The organism is Pseudomonas sp. MSSRFD41, from assembly GCF_014230245.1.
Classification (GTDB): Bacteria; Pseudomonadota; Gammaproteobacteria; order Pseudomonadales; family Pseudomonadaceae; genus Aquipseudomonas; species Aquipseudomonas piscis.
The window spans coordinates 158,541-171,757 of record NZ_JACKZK010000009.1; the positions used below are offsets into that span (position 1 = coordinate 158,541).

At 63.2% G+C, this 13,217-nt stretch carries 17 protein-coding genes; 11 read left to right on the forward strand and 6 right to left on the reverse strand.

What is annotated here, in order from left to right; translation table 11 throughout:
• Positions 1–111: 111 nt before the first annotated feature.
• Entirely contained in the window at positions 112–951 is an 840-nt protein-coding gene (gene galU / locus H7A76_RS15975; RefSeq protein ID WP_022639112.1) for a UTP--glucose-1-phosphate uridylyltransferase GalU, read from the reverse strand.
• Between the two features lie 419 nt (positions 952–1,370).
• On the opposite strand from galU, the gene H7A76_RS15980 reads away from it, so the two are divergent.
• Entirely contained in the window at positions 1,371–1,652 is a 282-nt protein-coding gene (locus H7A76_RS15980) for a hypothetical protein (RefSeq protein ID WP_185699384.1), read from the forward strand.
• Between the two features lie 6 nt (positions 1,653–1,658).
• Here H7A76_RS15980 and H7A76_RS15985 read toward each other — a convergent pair whose 3' ends face one another.
• The 4 genes from H7A76_RS15985 to H7A76_RS16000 form a co-directional block, all read right to left on the reverse strand.
• Complete coding sequence (locus H7A76_RS15985) at positions 1,659–1,889, reverse strand: hypothetical protein (protein ID WP_022639115.1); 231 nt, start codon at positions 1,887–1,889, stop codon at positions 1,659–1,661.
• Positions 1,890–1,958: 69 nt separating this feature from the next.
• Positions 1,959–2,810, reverse strand: a complete 852-nt coding sequence (locus H7A76_RS15990; RefSeq protein ID WP_409519190.1) for a c-type cytochrome — start codon at positions 2,808–2,810, stop codon at positions 1,959–1,961.
• Positions 2,811–2,875: 65 nt separating this feature from the next.
• Positions 2,876–3,526: a c-type cytochrome gene (locus H7A76_RS15995; RefSeq protein WP_185699386.1), complete on the reverse strand. Its 651-nt coding sequence runs from the start codon at positions 3,524–3,526 to the stop codon at positions 2,876–2,878.
• 213 nt (positions 3,527–3,739) lie between these two features.
• On the reverse strand, positions 3,740–4,093 hold the full coding sequence (locus tag H7A76_RS16000; protein WP_185699387.1) for a hypothetical protein: 354 nt from the start codon (positions 4,091–4,093) through the stop codon (positions 3,740–3,742).
• A gap of 215 nt (positions 4,094–4,308) precedes the next feature.
• Between H7A76_RS16000 and H7A76_RS16005 the strand changes: the two genes are divergently transcribed.
• The 5 genes from H7A76_RS16005 (at position 4,309) to ada (ending at position 7,455) form a co-directional block, all read left to right on the forward strand.
• Positions 4,309–4,611: a DUF1883 domain-containing protein gene (locus H7A76_RS16005; RefSeq protein ID WP_185699388.1), complete on the forward strand. Its 303-nt coding sequence runs from the start codon at positions 4,309–4,311 to the stop codon at positions 4,609–4,611.
• A 38-nt stretch (positions 4,612–4,649) separates the two neighbouring features.
• Positions 4,650–4,820 (forward strand): hypothetical protein, encoded by a 171-nt coding sequence (locus tag H7A76_RS16010; RefSeq protein WP_022639120.1) that lies wholly within the window; start codon positions 4,650–4,652, stop codon positions 4,818–4,820.
• An 89-nt stretch (positions 4,821–4,909) separates the two neighbouring features.
• Positions 4,910–5,626: a 2OG-Fe(II) oxygenase gene (locus tag H7A76_RS16015; RefSeq protein ID WP_185699389.1), complete on the forward strand. Its 717-nt coding sequence runs from the start codon at positions 4,910–4,912 to the stop codon at positions 5,624–5,626.
• Positions 5,616–6,350: a DNA oxidative demethylase AlkB gene (gene alkB / locus H7A76_RS16020; protein ID WP_185699390.1), complete on the forward strand. Its 735-nt coding sequence runs from the start codon at positions 5,616–5,618 to the stop codon at positions 6,348–6,350. Before H7A76_RS16015 ends, alkB begins: the two co-directional genes overlap by 11 nt.
• 31 nt (positions 6,351–6,381) lie before the next feature.
• Positions 6,382–7,455, forward strand: a complete 1,074-nt coding sequence (ada, locus tag H7A76_RS16025) for a bifunctional DNA-binding transcriptional regulator/O6-methylguanine-DNA methyltransferase Ada (RefSeq protein WP_185699391.1) — start codon at positions 6,382–6,384, stop codon at positions 7,453–7,455.
• Here ada and H7A76_RS16030 read toward each other — a convergent pair.
• Positions 7,419–7,907, reverse strand: coding sequence for a GyrI-like domain-containing protein (locus H7A76_RS16030; protein WP_185699392.1), 489 nt, complete (start codon positions 7,905–7,907; stop codon positions 7,419–7,421). The two genes, ada and H7A76_RS16030, sit on opposite strands and share 37 nt — an antisense overlap.
• Before the next feature lie 214 nt (positions 7,908–8,121).
• Here H7A76_RS16030 and H7A76_RS16035 point away from each other — a divergent pair, with 214 nt between their 5' ends.
• From H7A76_RS16035 to H7A76_RS16055, 5 genes are all read left to right on the forward strand, one after another.
• Positions 8,122–9,186, forward strand: a complete 1,065-nt coding sequence (locus H7A76_RS16035; protein ID WP_185699393.1) for a nitronate monooxygenase family protein — start codon at positions 8,122–8,124, stop codon at positions 9,184–9,186.
• A gap of 177 nt (positions 9,187–9,363) precedes the next feature.
• Positions 9,364–10,131, forward strand: coding sequence for a molybdate ABC transporter substrate-binding protein (gene modA / locus H7A76_RS16040; RefSeq protein ID WP_185699394.1), 768 nt, complete (start codon positions 9,364–9,366; stop codon positions 10,129–10,131).
• The gene (modB, locus tag H7A76_RS16045; RefSeq protein WP_185699395.1) at positions 10,132–10,812 is read left to right on the forward strand and encodes a molybdate ABC transporter permease subunit; all 681 of its coding nucleotides are present in this window, start codon (positions 10,132–10,134) and stop codon (positions 10,810–10,812) included.
• A gap of 4 nt (positions 10,813–10,816) precedes the next feature.
• Positions 10,817–11,899: a molybdenum ABC transporter ATP-binding protein gene (gene modC / locus H7A76_RS16050; RefSeq protein WP_185699396.1), complete on the forward strand. Its 1,083-nt coding sequence runs from the start codon at positions 10,817–10,819 to the stop codon at positions 11,897–11,899.
• 230 nt (positions 11,900–12,129) lie between these two features.
• On the forward strand, positions 12,130–13,167 hold the full coding sequence (locus tag H7A76_RS16055) for a DNA topoisomerase IB (RefSeq protein ID WP_185699397.1): 1,038 nt from the start codon (positions 12,130–12,132) through the stop codon (positions 13,165–13,167).
• Positions 13,168–13,217: the final 50 nt, after the last annotated feature.

Genomic DNA, 13,217 nt, shown 5'->3' on the forward strand with positions numbered 1-13,217 from the left:
ACAAGCATAATCGCAGACGGCGAAGCGGTCAGCGCAGTGGATGGATATATGGGCGATAAATGAAAAAGCCACCCGCAGGTGGCTTTTCCAGAGGAAACCGTACAGCGGCTATCAGTAGGCCTTGCCGGTCTTGTAGAAGTTCTCGAAGCAGAAGTTGGTCGCCTCGATGTAGCCTTCGGCGCCACCACAGTCAAAACGCTTGCCCTTGAACTTGTAGGCCATCACGCAACCGTTTTGCGCCTGCTTCATCAGGGCGTCGGTGATCTGGATCTCGCCGCCCTTGCCTGGCTCGGTCTGCTCGATCAGGTCGAAGATATCCGGAGTCAGGATGTAGCGACCGATGATCGCCAGGTTCGACGGAGCATCCTCGGGCTTTGGCTTCTCGACCATGCTGTGGACGCGATAGATATCGTCGCGGATCATCTCGCCGGCGATCACGCCGTACTTGTTGGTTTCCTGCGGGTCGACTTCCTGGATGGCCACGATCGAGCAGCGGAACTGCTTGTACAGCTTGACCATCTGGGTCAGCACGCCGTCGCCTTCGAGGTTGACGCACAGGTCGTCAGCCAGCACTACGGCGAAAGGTTCGTCACCGATCAGCGGGCGGCCGGTGAGGATCGCATGGCCCAGGCCCTTCATTTCGGTCTGGCGGGTGTAGGAGAACGAGCACTCGTCCAGCAGCTTGCGGATACCGACCAGGTATTTTTCCTTGTCGGTGCCCTTGATCTGGTTTTCCAACTCGTAACTGATGTCGAAGTGGTCCTCGAGGGCGCGCTTGCCACGACCGGTCACGATGGAGATTTCATTCAATCCGGCATCCAGCGCTTCTTCAACGCCGTACTGGATCAGTGGCTTGTTCACCACCGGCAGCATTTCTTTGGGCATGGCCTTAGTCGCTGGCAGGAAGCGAGTACCGTAACCGGCTGCAGGGAACAAGCATTTCTTGATCATATGAGTCCTTAAATAAGGCTGTGCGTACGAGTTTCGGCGCAGTCTAATCAGGCGGCGAGCACCTTACAATGCCCCGCACTGGCTAACCGCTGCCATCATAGAGAAATAAAGCGCCAGATAGTTCCGCTGCGCCCATCGGATCGCTTGCGTCCTGACCCTAGAGGCTTGCAGTGCGCTGCTTCCAGCCCTGCCAGAGAGATTGCCGATAGTCCGTTTCTCGGGCATCCCCTCCCTGTTCGAAGCCTTTTCGGATACCCGGTGATGGCACCTGGCAGGAGGCCTCCGCTACCGATCTCGCGACATCGCCTGCAAGCAGCTACAACAAGGCCAAGAGCGATCAGCAATCCGTGTACGGTCATGGCCATTAGCTATAGCATCGCCAACAGATGTTCCTCCCCTCTCAAGACGAAGAAAACCCCATGAACAAACTGCTGGCAATCTCGGCAATCCTGGCCCTGGGCGGCTGCGCCACCGTCTCCGACACCTACCTGGCCAATGGCGAACAGGCCTTGAGCATAGACTGTTCCGGAGAAGCCGGATCCTGGGCCAGCTGCTATGAAAAAGCCGAGGCCTCCTGCGCCGGCACCGGCTATCGGATCATCGGTACGCAAGGCACTCCCGCTCCCAGTGAAAGCGACAAGACCCTGGGCGCCGATGTCGGCAACTACAAAAGCCGCAGCGTGGTGGTGGTTTGCAAATAGCTAGACCTAGATGTGGATCTCGGCAAACTTGATCCCCAGGCCGCGAATGGTCTCGATCAAGTCATCCAGGCGCGCGAAGGACTCCACCTCATCGCTGTCATCCACCAGGAAGTAGCTGCGCCCTGCGCTTTTCTTGAAAAACACGATCCATTCCCCGGAGTTTGCGGGGTTCTGGATTACATGGGTGGCAGAGATCAAGCCCTCTGCATGCTTTTCCCTGACGTGTTCCCGCTTCATGCTTTCTCCCCAAAAGACGATGCCGCCAGGGCAGGAGCCCGGACGGCATCGGTGACGATAGAAGACAGTTTATCGGATGCCTTGGCCGATCAGTACGCCATCTACCGTCTGCCCGTAGAGATTCACCCCATCGTTGGCGTGGAACTTGATGCGGGTCTTCTCGATCGAGCCGTCCACCAGGCGCGGATCCTGGGGCCGCTCATGACTGTTGACGAAGGCCGCGACGTCCCAGGCCTGCTCATCGCTCAGGCTGCCGCCCTTGCCCAAAGGCATGTTGTGCTTGATGAAGGAGGCCGCGGTATTGATCCGGTGCATCCCCGCTCCCCAGTTGTAGGAGTCCTTGCCCCAGAGCGGCGGCATCACGTAGCCCTCCCCTGACTTCTGTCCCTGGCCCTGCTCGCCATGGCAGACCGAGCACTGCGCCTGGTACACCGCGGCGCCACGCTTGAGGTCATACCCCTTGGCCGGCTGTGGCACGTCGGGATAACCACGGCCCGGCAACTCGGTGCCCAACGGCGCCTTGCTCGCCAACCAATAGGCATATACCGACAACGCGGTGATTTCCGGGCTGTCCGCAGCCGGCGGCTGGCCGCCGTTCATGCTGAACTGGAAGCAGCCCTGCAAGCGTTCGGCGAAAGTATTGACCTTGTCGTTTTTCTTGCGATAAGCGGGATACATCGGGTAGGCGCCCCATAGTGGAGCGGAGTTGGCCAAGCGCCCCTGGTCCAGGTGGCAGTTGCTGCAATTAAGGCCGTTGCCCACATATTTCGGCGCCAGGCGCTTGGTATCGACGAACAGCGCATGCCCCTCGCGCACCAGCTTGCCGTAAGCGTTGTCCGGCAGTTCGCTCTCGGCCGGTGCCTGGAAATACTGGGTATGGGCGGACGCGCTCGGCGCCTGGATCTGCGACTGGTCTTCCATGGCGATCTCGGCCGCTTGCACCTGGAGCGCCAGCGCCGCCAGCATCGCCCCTGCAATCATTGGCTTCATGGACGTACCTCCTTCTGACTCAGGTTGGCGAAGTAGTCCGCCACCGCGGTCACTTCTTCGGCACTCAGCGACTTGGCGATATGCCCCATCAGGTCATTGGGGTCATTGTGTCGAGTACCCTCGCGCCAGGCGTTCAACTGCGCCGCCAGGTAGGTAGCAGGCTGCCCGGCCAGCGGTGGAAAAGCCTGGCCGACACCCGCACCGCCCGGGCCATGACAACTGACGCACTCAGGTACCTGGCGCTCCCAGGCTCCGCGCAAGGCCAGGCGCTCGCCCACCCCGACCGCCGGCTGGGCACGGCTGGTAGCAAGGGTTTTCGAGGCAGGCATGGCCGCGAGGGTGGCGGTCACGGCGGAGATTTCATCTTCGGTCAGGGCCTTGGCCAGCGGCTGCATGACCGGGCTGGTACGAGCACCACTGCGAAAATCATGCAGTTGCTTGCTCAGGTACCCCGCCGACAAGCCGGCCAGACGCGGAAAACCGGCGGGCGCCAGGCCCATGGCATCGGCACCATGACAGGCCATGCAGGCCGCCGCCCCCGGTTGGGAGCCGCCCTGGGTGAAGACTTTCTGCCCGTCCACGGCATGGGCAGATTGCACAAGAAGCAGCATCAGGCCACTCAATAGCATTCGATCCAGTGGGATCATATGAACTCCATTATTCTAGTTATATGCTTAGACTTACTTGATATAAGCAGCAGAATAGTAGGTCAATAGATCCACAGCGACAACGCCCAATTACCCTCGGCAGCCCGGATAGCCGGGGTTGCCCGGTCTTTCCAGCAGGCAAAAAAAAACCTGCCGGCTTCCTCTCGAACAGAGCAGGAAACCTTGCAGGCGTGCCGTTACGCGTCCCTCCCTTCAACCTGAGATACAGCGCTCCCCGGCCTTGAGCACATCCCCAGGACGCAACGGATTATTGGACATCTGCTCGTGCAGCTTGATGCTGCTGCCACCGGAGCGTTCGTCGATATAGAAAATCGCTGCCGGGGCCGACGACAAGCTTTGCGGGACTATCACCCGGTAACCGCCGGACTTGTTGGACTCAAGCTGCAAGGCACCACGGCTGTCGGCCAGTTTTGCGCTCAAGCACTTGGCGTACTCCTCGGGCTTCTTGCCGGAAATGACGTTCAGGGTCGGTGGCGTCTGGTTAATATCCGAGACGGTAGAGCAGCCGCCGATTGCCAATGCCAGTAACCACACCCACCGCTTCATACGAAATCTCCAATAAAAATCCCTCCGACAGTCAGCACGTCGTTTTTCTCCGGAGGCACGACGTTATCGCCGATAAAAATCCAAATAACTGTTTTAAATTGTCAAAGCCCGACGGCGGCGCCGGATAATAAACCCTTCAGCCTGATAAACTGCAGCACCGCCCACGCAAACGTTTTTTGCTTTAGCCACCATCGGCTTCCTGGAGTCCCCCCAACATGAAATTCATCCACCAGCGCGAGCACCTCAACGAGGACGACATCGTCGTCATCGAATGCTCCCAGACCTGCAACATCCGCCTGATGAACGACGCCAACTTCCGCAGTTTCAAGAACGGTGGCCGGCACACCTACCACGGCGGCGCTTTCGACAAGTTCCCGGCGAAGATCACCGCCCCCAGCACCGGCTTCTGGAACATCACCATCGATACCGTTTCCCGGCGTGCCATCAGCGTGACCCGCAAGCCGAACCTGACCCACTCGATCCGCATCGTTCGCCGCTCCACTTCGAAACTGCGCTAGTTTGCGCTTTCCCCTCCTTGTGACAAACAGGTAGCCCCGTGCCCAACACCACCAAGTACGTCATCAAATACAAACTCAACGGCGAGCGCCGCTTCGAATTCGCCCAGCTCGAGACAGGAACGGCAGAGGAAGCCCTGACCGCTCTGCTGGCCTTGCATGGCCAGAGCGACGACGTCATCAGCGATGTCAGCGTGAGCAAGGCCCTCTAATCGGATTCAAGCGTAAGCAGCGGAGTGCCCGTTACTTTCCGGGGCCGCAGACTGACCGCAGTCCGCCTTCTGTCCGGGAAACCTGCGCCATGACCGTCATCCCCCTGCCCCATCGCCTGCAACGACTGGATTGGGCCTGCATCGAACAGGCCCTGGACCAGGAGGGCTGCGCCCGCCTCGAAGGGCTGCTGAGCGTCGATGAATGCCAAGCCCTGAGCGGACTCTACCCCCGCAGCGAACTGTTTCGCTCCAAGGTGCTCATGGCCCGCCATGGCTTCGGACTCGGCCAGTACCAGTACTTTCGCCATCCACTGCCCGAGCTGGTGGTCCAGTTGCGCCAGCAGCTGTATCCACGCCTGGTGGCGATCGCCAATCGCTGGAACCTGGCCATGGACATCGACACCCGCTACCCCGACCAGCACACCCAGTTCCTGCAGCGCTGCCATGAGGCCGGCCAGCAACGCCCCACGCCGCTGTTGCTGCAATACACCGCAGGGGACTACAACTGCCTGCACCAGGACCTCTATGGCGAACATGTCTTTCCCTTGCAGGTGGTGTTCTTGCTGTCCCAACCCGAGAGAGACTTCACAGGTGGCGAGCTGGTGCTCACCGAACAGCGTCCACGGATGCAATCGCGTCCCCAGGTCATTGGTCTGAAGCAGGGTGATGGGCTGGTATTCGCCGTGCATCATCGACCGGTCAAAGGCTCGCGCGGTCATTACCGGGTGACCATGCGCCATGGCGTCAGCCGTGTGCACAGCGGCCAACGCCATGCTCTGGGAGTGATTTTCCACGATGCGCTCTAGCGATACCGCCCCTGCTAGCCTCGGCCTGTTCAGCGAGGAAGAACTGCAACAGCCTCCACGTGTGGAGCATCTGGGCCCACAATCCAGAGCGTTGCGCGGGTTCGCCTTGCCCTGGATCGAACGCCTGCTGCCGGCGCTGGAGCAGGTGCTGGCCCAGGCGCCCTTTCGCCAGATGCTCACCCCCGGCGGCTTCACCATGTCGGTGGGCCTGAGCAGTTGCGGGCAACTGGGCTGGACCACTGACTTGACTGGCTACCGCTACAGCGCCACCGACCCGCAGAGTGGACATCCATGGCCGACGATGCCCGAAGTCTTCCGCCAACTGGCCGTGGCGGCGGCGCACGCCGCAGGCTTCGCCGACTTCACCCCCGACTCCTGCCTGATCAACTGCTACCGTCCTGGGGCAAAGATGTCCTTGCACCAGGACAAGAACGAGCACGACTACAGCGCGCCCATCGTCTCCCTGTCCCTGGGCCTGCCGGCGGTCTTCCTGTTCGGCGGCCTGCAACGCAGCGATCGCAGCCTGCGGGTGCCCTTGCTGCACGGCGACGTGCTGGTCTGGGGCGGCGTGGATCGCCTGCGCTATCACGGCGTACTCCCCGTCAAGGATGGCGTCCATCCCTTGCTCGGCCAGCAACGGATCAACCTGACATTTCGCCAAGCCGGGCCGTCCGCGGAATTGGACCGCAAGCGGCGGAGTGCCGAGCAAGGGGCACAGGGTTAAGCTGGCCACCATTCCCAGCCGAGAACCAACCATGAATGCTCCGTCGCGCAAACAGCGTATCGAACAGGACCCCCGCTGGCAGGCCGTGCTCAACCGCGATGCCCGTGCCGACGGCCGCTTCGTCTATGCCGTCAGGACCACCGGCGTGTATTGCCGACCCAGCAGCCTGTCGCGCCTGCCGAAGGCGGAAAACGTCGAGTTCTTCGACAATGCCGAGCAAGCCGAGGCCGCAGGTTATCGCCCGAGCAAGCGCCAGGCCGGCGACCAGACCCAACTCGCGGCGCACCATGGCACGCTGGTGGCGGCGGCCTGCCGGCAGATCGAGAGCGCCGAGTCGGCGCCCAGCCTGGAGCAGCTGGCACAGCAGGCTGGCATGAGCAGCTATCACTTCCACCGGGTCTTCAAGGCGGTCACCGGCTTGACCCCGCGGGGCTATGCCAATGCGCAGCGCTCGCGCAAGGTCCGCTCGCACTTGCAGCAGGGTCAAACAGTAACTGATGCGCTGTACGACGCCGGCTTCAATTCCAACAGCCGCTTCTACGAGGCTGCGGACCAGGTCCTGGGCATGAAGCCCAGCGACTATCGTGCAGGCGGCTCCAACCGCGACATCCGCTTCGCCGTGGGCCAGTGCTCGCTGGGAGCGATCCTGGTGGCCCAAAGCGAGCGCGGAGTCTGCGCCATTCTCCTGGGAGACGACCCCGAGCGGTTGGTGCAGGAACTGCAGGACAAGTTTCCCCGGGCCAACCTGATCGGCGCCGACCAGCAGTTCGAGCAGTTGGTGGCCCAGGTGGTGGGGTTCATCGAGGCACCGGCCATCGGCCTTAACCTGCCCCTGGACCTGCGCGGCACTGCTTTCCAGGAGCGAGTCTGGCAGGCCCTGCGGGCTATCCCGGCCGGCAGCACGGCCAGTTATTCCGAGATCGCCCAGCGCATCGGTGCCCCGCGTTCGTACCGGGCGGTGGCGCAGGCTTGTGGGGCCAACAGCCTGGCCGTGGCGATTCCCTGCCACCGCGTGGTACGCAGCGACGGCGACCTCTCGGGCTATCGCTGGGGCGTGGAACGCAAGCGTCAGTTGCTGGAACGAGAAAGCTCGCCCGAGGCATGAACGCCAATATAGATGGCCACCGAGTCGGCGCCGGTATAGACCTCGAAGTCGGTGGCATAGGCGCGGCGTAACTGGGGGTTGTCCTGGAAGTAGGCCCAGATGAACTCCCAGGCCCGGATCACGCACTCCGGCATTTCCCCCCTGGCGCTGAACACCAGGTAATCCCCTCCCTGGATATCCACCATCGGATAATCGGCGCAGGCCGCGTCCAGCGCCACGCCGGCGGTCACGTCGAAATACCCCGAGGCATCGGATTCGTAGTTGGAATACACCCCGTAGACGAAGGAATCCATCTGCCTTGGGGCAATCTTGTCGTACAGGTTCTCGACGTAGAAACGCTGCCACATTGGGCCGATCCGCGCGGTATCCGCCTGTTGTTCCAGGGTGTTGAGGGTACGCACCTGCAATCCCGCCACCCTGAAAGGCAGCACTTCCCGCAGTTTTACTTCCATGCTTGGCCTTCCTTAACGAAACGATGAGTGGAAAATCCCGGCGCAGTCTAGCGCCTGGAAGCGGCCGCAGACAGCCTGCCCGGTATCACCCGGCACCGCCGATCCACCGGGGCTTTCATGCAAGCCGGGTAAAACACAGCTGGCCTTGGGCCGCTTTCTCCTGCTAAAAAACGCCGCAGCATCGTCTGAATCCGCCGCTGGAGAACCACTTCAAATGAGCCCATGGACCGATACTCGCCTGCTGGACCTGCTGGGAATCGAACTGCCGATCATTCAAGCGCCCATGGCCGGCCCCGCCGGCTCCGCCATGGTGATCGGCGCCTCCCGCGCCGGCGCCCTGGGCTCGCTACCCTGCGCCATGCTCAGCCCCGAGCAGATCCGCCAGGAAGTGCAGGTTATTCGTTCGGCCACGCACCACCCGTTGAATCTCAACTTCTTCTGCCACCAGGTGCAGGCCGTCGACCACGAACGCGAAAGCCGCTGGAAGAACGCCCTGGAACCCTACTACCGCGAACTGGGGGTCGACTTCGACGCACCGACACCGGTCAGCGACCGTGCGCCCTTCGATGAGACCAGCTGCCAGTTGGTGGAAGAACTGCGGCCCGAGGTCGTGAGCTTCCATTTCGGCCTGCCGGAACCGGCATTGCTGGCGCGGGTCAAGGCCACTGGCGCGAAGATCCTGTCTTCGGCCACTACCGTCGACGAGGCCCTGTGGTTGGAGGCACGGGGTTGCGACGCGATCATCGCCATGGGCTACGAAGCCGGTGGGCACCGGGCGATCTTCCTCAGCGACAGTCTGGATACCCAGGTGGGCACCATGGCCCTGGTGCCGCAGATCGTCGATGCCGTGAAGGTGCCGGTGATCGCCGCCGGCGGCATCGGTGACGCCCGAGGCATCGTCGCGGCACTGGCGCTGGGCGCCTCGGCCGTACAACTGGGCACCGCCTACCTGTTCACTCCGGAAGCCAAGGTCAGCGCCTCCCACCACAAGGCACTGCGCACCGCCAAGGAAAGCCAGACCGCGCTGACCAACCTGTTCACCGGCCGCCCGGCACGGGGCATCGTCAACCGCGTGATGCGCGAGCTCGGCCCGATCAGCCCACTGGCCCCGGCGTTTCCCCGAGCCGGTGGCGCGCTGCTGCCGCTGCGGGCCAAGGGCGAGGCGGAGTTCGCCAATCTCTGGTCCGGACAGGCATTGCGCCTGGGTGTGGAGCTGCCGGCCTATGAGCTGACCCTGCGCCTGGCCGAACAGACCCTGGCACGATTGCGCAGGCATTGATGCCAGGTGGCCGCGACCGGGGTCGCGGCCACCGCCTTACGGGCCCGGGGCGCAGTTCCGTTCGCCGGCAATTCGCTATATATTCCGCTATACAGCGATTTCTCCTCGCCCTGGTGCAGCCCTGGCGTTCCCGTCCGCCACTGCCCAGCGCTGCCTTTCCCCCAATGGAGCTGTTCGATGAACCTTCGCGCCCCAGGTTTCGCCCCGACTTGCCTCGCCACCCTGCTTGCCCTGTTCGCCTTCGGCTCGGCCCAGGCCGCCGAGGTCCAGGTGGCAGTCGCCGCCAACTTCACCGCTCCGATCCAGGCCATCGCCAGCGACTTCGAGAAAGACACCGGACACAAGCTGGTAGCCGCCTATGGCGCCACCGGGCAGTTCTATACCCAGATCAAGAACGGCGCGCCCTTCGAGGTCTTCCTCGCCGCCGACGACAGCACCCCGCAGAAGCTCGAGAGCGAGGGCGACATCGTCAAGGGCTCGCGCTTCACCTACGCCGTCGGCACGCTGGCCCTGTGGTCGGCCAAGGATGGTTACGTCGACGGCAAGGGCCAGGTGCTCAAGGACAACCAATACCAGCACCTGTCCATCGCCAACCCCAAGGCCGCACCCTACGGCCTGGCCGCGACCCAGGTGCTGGCCAAGCTGGGGCTGACCGACAAGGTCAGGGGCAAGATCGTCGAAGGCCAGAACATCACCCAGGCCTATCAATTCGTTTCCACCGGCAACGCCGAACTGGGTTTTGTCGCCCTGTCGCAGATCTACAAGGATGGCAAGGTCACCGGCGGCTCGGCGTGGATCGTGCCTGGCGACCTGCATGACCCGATCAAGCAGGATGCGGTGATCCTCAACAAGGGCAAGGACAACCCCGCGGCCAAGGCCCTGGTGGACTACCTCAAGGGGCCGAAGGCCGCGGCGATCATCCAGTCCTATGGCTACCAGCTGTAAATGAACCTCTCGAGTGCCGATTTCTCCGCGATCTGGCTGACCCTGAAACTGGCGTCCCTGACCACCCTGATCCTGCTGGTGGTCGGCACTCCGATTGCCCTGTGGCTGTCGCGCACCCGCTCCTGGCTGCGCGGTCCCATCGGCGCCGTGGTGGCCCTGCCGCTGGTGCTGCCACCCACGGTGATCGGCTTTTACCTGCTGCTGGCCCTGGGGCCCAACGGCTTCTTCGGCCAGCTCACCCAATCCCTCGGGCTGGGCACCCTGACCTTCAGTTTCACTGGCCTGGTGCTGGGCTCGGTGATCTACTCCATGCCTTTCGTGGTGCAACCTTTGCAAAACGCCTTCTCGGCCATCGGCAGCCGGCCCCTGGAAGTGGCCGCGACCTTGCGCGCCAATCCCTGGGATACCTTTTTCACGGTGATCCTGCCCCTGGCCCGGCCGGGCTTCATCACTGCCGCGATCCTCGGGTTTGCCCATACCGTCGGCGAGTTCGGCGTGGTGCTGATGATCGGCGGCAACATCCCCGAGAAGACCCGGGTGGTGTCGGTGCAGATCTACGATCATGTCGAGGCCATGGAATACGCCCAGGCCCACTGGCTGGCCGGGGCCATGCTGGTGTTCTCGTTCCTGGTGCTGCTGGCCCTGTACTCCAGCCGCCGGACCCGGGCAGGCTGGAGCTGACGGCATGAGCATCCAACTGCAACTGCAAGTGGGCTATGACGCCTTCGCCCTGGATCTGGACCTGCAATTGCCGGGGCGCGGGGTGACCGCGCTGTTCGGCCATTCGGGCTCGGGCAAGACCACCTGCCTGCGCTGCATCGCCGGCCTGGAGAAAACCGGGCGCGGGCGTATCCAGATCAACGACGAACTCTGGCAGGACAGCCAGCGCAAGCTGTTCGTCCCGCCCCACAAGCGCTCCGTGGGCTACGTGTTCCAGGAAGCCAGCCTGTTCCCCCACCTGTCGGTGCAGGCCAACCTGGAGTTCGGCCTGCGCCGTATTCCCAGGCAGCAGCGCCGGGTCGACATGACCCAGGCCACCGAACTCCTGGGGATCGACCACCTGCTACCACGCCATCCGCAGCATCTGTCCGGTGGTGAGCGCCAGCGCATCGGCATCGCCCGGGCCCTGCTCACCAGCCCACGGTTGCTGCTGATGGACGAACCCCTGGCAGCCCTGGATTCCAAGCGCAAGAACGAGATCCTGCCCTACCTGGAACGCCTGCATGACGAGCTGGATATCCCGGTGCTCTACGTCAGCCATTCCCAGGATGAAGTGGCGCGCCTGGCCGATCATATCGTCCTGCTCAGCGAAGGCCGGGCCCTGGCCAGCGGCCCAGTGGGCGACACCCTGGCGCGCCTGGACCTGCCCCTGGCCCTGGGCGACGACGCCGGCGTGGTGGTCCGGGGCCAGGTCAGCGCCTACGACCCGACCTACCAGCTGCTGAGCTTGCAACTGCCCGGCAGCGAGCTGCTGGTGCGCGTGGCCCATGAGCCCGTCGCCCCGGGCCGGAGCCTGCGCTTCAAGGTCCAGGCCCGGGACGTCAGCCTGAGCCTGCAGGCCAGCGAGCACAGCAGCATCCTCAATCGCCTGCCGGTCACCGTCAGCGAGGAAATCCCGGCCGACAACACCGCCCATGTGCTGGTACGCCTGGATGCCATGGGCACGCCCTTGCTCGCGCGTATCACCCGCTTCTCCCGGGACCAGCTCAAGCTGCATCCCGGGCAACGGCTCTGGGCCCAGATCAAGGCAGTGGCGGTCCTGGCATAGGGGCTTAGCAGACCGTTGAAAAACTCCCTGCGTTGCCATCGCTGCGTTGTGGTGCGCCAGCCCGGTCAAAATGCTCATTTACCACTCGTAAACTGCGCTTTTTCGCCTGTTTTTGCCTTGCGCTGGCTGCCTCGCCTACGTTTTTCAACGGCCTGTTAGAAATCCGGCACCCCGGGGCGACAGCGCGGTCCATTCCCTATCGGCCCGCCGCTTGCCAAGGATTCGCTGCCATGCCCGCCACCCCGGACACTCCCGACCTGCCCCCAGACCTGCACTACACCGACGACCGCCAGCCGGGAATCAGCCGGCGCAAGCTGCGCGGCAAGTTCGTCTACTACCAGGCCCAGGGCCAACGCATCACCGATACGACCGAAATCCAGCGAATCCATTCCCTGGCGATCCCACCGGCCTACACCCAGGTATGGATCTGCGCCGATCCCAAGGGGCATTTGCAAGCCACCGGACGTGACGCCCGCGGGCGCAAGCAGTATCGCTACCACCCACGCTGGCGTGAGGTGCGCGACAGCGACAAATACTCCCGGCTACTGCAGTTCGGCAATGCCCTGCCCCGGCTGCGCCGCCAGCTGCAGGCGCAACTGGCCAGTCCCGGGTTCAGCCGCGACAAGGTCCTGGCCACGGTCATCACCTTGCTCGATGAAAGCCTGATCCGGGTCGGCAACAGCCAGTACGCCAGGGACAACCGCTCCTACGGGCTGACCACCCTGCGTAACCGCCACGTCCAGGTCAACGGCAACGCCATTCACTTCCAGTTTCGTGGCAAGAGCGGCGTCGAGCACCAGATCACGGTCCGGGACCCGCGCCTGGCCCGGGTGGTCAAGCGCTGCCGGGAATTGCCCGGCCAGCAGCTGTTCCAGTACCTGGACGAAGACGGCCAGCGGCACTCGGTGAGCTCGTCGGATATCAACCTGCACCTGCAGCGACTGACCGGGATGAGCTTCACCGCCAAGGACTACCGCACCTGGGCCGGTAGCGCGCTGGCCCTGGCGCTGCTGCGGTGCCAGCCATGGCAGCCGGACTCGGAGGCCAAGAAACACCTGGTGGCCACCGTCAAGCAAGTGGCCCGCGAGCTGGGCAATACCCCGGCGGTCTGCCGCAAGTGCTACATCCATCCGGCGTTGCTGGAGGGCTTTGCCCAGGGTGAACTGGCCCGCTTGCCACGCTCGCGCAAACGCCAGTGGCTGAAAGCCGAAGAAGCCGCCCTGGCACGCTTTCTCCAGGACCTTACTCAGCCCAAGCCGCCGGCTTGAATACAAAACCCATACATTTGCGGCTTGGCCGTCGGAAGATTCCGGCGCTA

Coding starts and splice junctions, on each gene's coding strand:
- ada (WP_185699391.1), top strand. CDS start 6,382: ATGAATGCTCCGTCGCGCAAACAGCGTATCGAACAGGACCCCCGCTGG.
- H7A76_RS15995 (WP_185699386.1), bottom strand. CDS start 3,526: ATGATCCCACTGGATCGAATGCTATTGAGTGGCCTGATGCTGCTTCTT.
- H7A76_RS16055 (WP_185699397.1), top strand. CDS start 12,130: ATGCCCGCCACCCCGGACACTCCCGACCTGCCCCCAGACCTGCACTAC.
- H7A76_RS16015 (WP_185699389.1), top strand. CDS start 4,910: ATGACCGTCATCCCCCTGCCCCATCGCCTGCAACGACTGGATTGGGCC.
- H7A76_RS16030 (WP_185699392.1), bottom strand. CDS start 7,907: ATGGAAGTAAAACTGCGGGAAGTGCTGCCTTTCAGGGTGGCGGGATTG.
- modC (WP_185699396.1), top strand. CDS start 10,817: ATGAGCATCCAACTGCAACTGCAAGTGGGCTATGACGCCTTCGCCCTG.
- modB (WP_185699395.1), top strand. CDS start 10,132: ATGAACCTCTCGAGTGCCGATTTCTCCGCGATCTGGCTGACCCTGAAA.
- H7A76_RS15985 (WP_022639115.1), bottom strand. CDS start 1,889: ATGAAGCGGGAACACGTCAGGGAAAAGCATGCAGAGGGCTTGATCTCT.
- modA (WP_185699394.1), top strand. CDS start 9,364: ATGAACCTTCGCGCCCCAGGTTTCGCCCCGACTTGCCTCGCCACCCTG.
- H7A76_RS16000 (WP_185699387.1), bottom strand. CDS start 4,093: ATGAAGCGGTGGGTGTGGTTACTGGCATTGGCAATCGGCGGCTGCTCT.
- galU (WP_022639112.1), bottom strand. CDS start 951: ATGATCAAGAAATGCTTGTTCCCTGCAGCCGGTTACGGTACTCGCTTC.
- alkB (WP_185699390.1), top strand. CDS start 5,616: ATGCGCTCTAGCGATACCGCCCCTGCTAGCCTCGGCCTGTTCAGCGAG.
- H7A76_RS16005 (WP_185699388.1), top strand. CDS start 4,309: ATGAAATTCATCCACCAGCGCGAGCACCTCAACGAGGACGACATCGTC.
- H7A76_RS15980 (WP_185699384.1), top strand. CDS start 1,371: ATGAACAAACTGCTGGCAATCTCGGCAATCCTGGCCCTGGGCGGCTGC.
- H7A76_RS15990 (WP_409519190.1), bottom strand. CDS start 2,810: ATGGAAGACCAGTCGCAGATCCAGGCGCCGAGCGCGTCCGCCCATACC.
- H7A76_RS16035 (WP_185699393.1), top strand. CDS start 8,122: ATGAGCCCATGGACCGATACTCGCCTGCTGGACCTGCTGGGAATCGAA.